The organism is Nonomuraea aridisoli, from assembly GCF_003236395.1.
GTDB classification, from domain to species: domain Bacteria; phylum Actinomycetota; class Actinomycetes; order Streptosporangiales; family Streptosporangiaceae; genus Nonomuraea; species Nonomuraea aridisoli.
Genome location: NZ_POUD01000559.1, coordinates 1 through 1,425, shown reverse-complemented (window position 1 = coordinate 1,425; position 1,425 = coordinate 1). Strand labels below are relative to the sequence as shown.

The 1,425-nt window shown below is 73.6% G+C and carries 3 protein-coding genes; 1 reads left to right on the top strand and 2 read right to left on the bottom strand.

Annotation, left to right across the window (positions count from 1 at the left end):
* Positions 1-257: sensor histidine kinase (locus C1J01_RS48040; RefSeq protein WP_146616046.1), on the top strand; the 257-nt coding region annotated here is incomplete at its 5' end.
* 16 nt (positions 258-273) lie between these two features.
* Here the strand turns inward: C1J01_RS48040 and C1J01_RS48035 are convergent.
* A complete protein-coding gene (locus C1J01_RS48035) occupies positions 274-576 on the bottom strand; it encodes a YciI family protein (protein WP_111185814.1) in 303 nt (100 codons plus the stop codon).
* 114 nt (positions 577-690) lie between these two features.
* A partial coding sequence (locus tag C1J01_RS48030) for an MFS transporter (protein ID WP_146616045.1) occupies positions 691-1,425 on the bottom strand: 735 nt, incomplete at its 5' end.

The following is a 1,425-nucleotide window of genomic DNA, read 5'->3' as shown; positions in this document are numbered from 1 at the left end:
GTACCGTGGCGGGCGGGCGGGTCGAGGTGGAGGTGAGCAACACCGGGCCGAGCGTGCCGCCGTACGACGTGCCGCTGCTGTTCAAGCCGTTCCACCGCAACAGCTCCGAACGCCCGCTGACGGGGAGCAGCGCCGGGCTCGGGCTGTCGATCGTCCGCTCGGTGGCGACGGCGCACGGCGGCGACGTACGAGCCCGCCCGCGAGACGGCGGCGGCCTCGTCGTGGTCGCCTCCCTCCCCGCCTCTCTCACCCCCTGATCCGCGGGCGGGCGTCTCAAGCGTCGGCGCGGGGCAGGAGGCGGCGCAGCTCGTCGTTCATACGGCCGGGGTCGACGGTGACGATCTCGTACGTCGCCACGCCCGCCACCGCGAACGGATCCTCGGCCGCCGCCTTCTCCACGTGCTCGCGCGACCCGACGGCCAGGATCACCCCGCCGATGTCGTCCGGCACGGTCTGCCCCGACAGCAGGAAGGTGCCGTCGGCATGCCGGCGCTCCAGGTAGGCCACGTGGCCGGGCACGTGAGGGGTCACGTCGTCGAGGGGCGCGGTGTAGCGGACCATAAGCACGTGGAGCATGTCAGCATTCTCCCGCCGCTGACCCTTGTATAAGGTCGCCCCCTCTATGTCGTCCCCCTCTATAAGGACGTGTCGCCTATAAGGACGTGTCGCTGTATACGGACGTGTCACCTTTCATGAGGACGTGCTCCGCGAGGCGGCGGCGGACTCGGGAGGCGGGGAGGCGGTGGGAGCCTCCTCCGTGCGGAGCCGCCACACCGACGGGGCGGCCAGCGCCGCGGCCGTGGACACGACGGCGACCACGGCGCAGGCGATCAGCACCGGACGCGTGCCGAACGCCTCCGCCACCGGACCGGCGAACCCCATCCCGAGCGGCGCCCCGACCAGCGACCCCAGCACGGCGACGGACGTCACCCGCGCCACGAACCCCTCCGGCACGTGCCGCTGGATCGCGGTGGTCTGGAGCACGTTGTAGACGACGAGCTGCAGCCCGGCCGCCGCCCCCGCGAGCACCAGCGCCCAGACGGCCGCGGGGACCGCGAGCAGCGCCGGCAGCGGCGCCGTCAACAGGAAGACCATCATGGCCGCCACCATGGGACGCCCGGCCCGCCACCGCGCCGCGATCACGCCCCCGGCCACACCGCCGGCGGCGTAGGCGATGCCGATCGCCGACCAGGCCGGGGCCCCGCCGAGGTGCAGGTCGGCGACGTACGGCCCCAGCACCAGGATCGGGGAGACCACGATCACGTTGGTGAGCGCGGAGTGCACGATCCACACCCCCAACCACGGCCGCCGCCCCACCTCGGAGAGGCCGCCGCCGATGCTCGCCGGCAGCCCGCCGCCCGTCGGGGGCCGATCGCCGGCGAGGGCCCGGGGCAGCAGGAAGATGAAGCACGCGCTCACCAGGAA

Excerpts from the sequence above, each read along its gene's own strand:
- C1J01_RS48035 (WP_111185814.1), bottom strand. The coding sequence starts at position 576 with ATGCTCCACGTGCTTATGGTCCGCTACACCGCGCCCCTCGACGACGTG.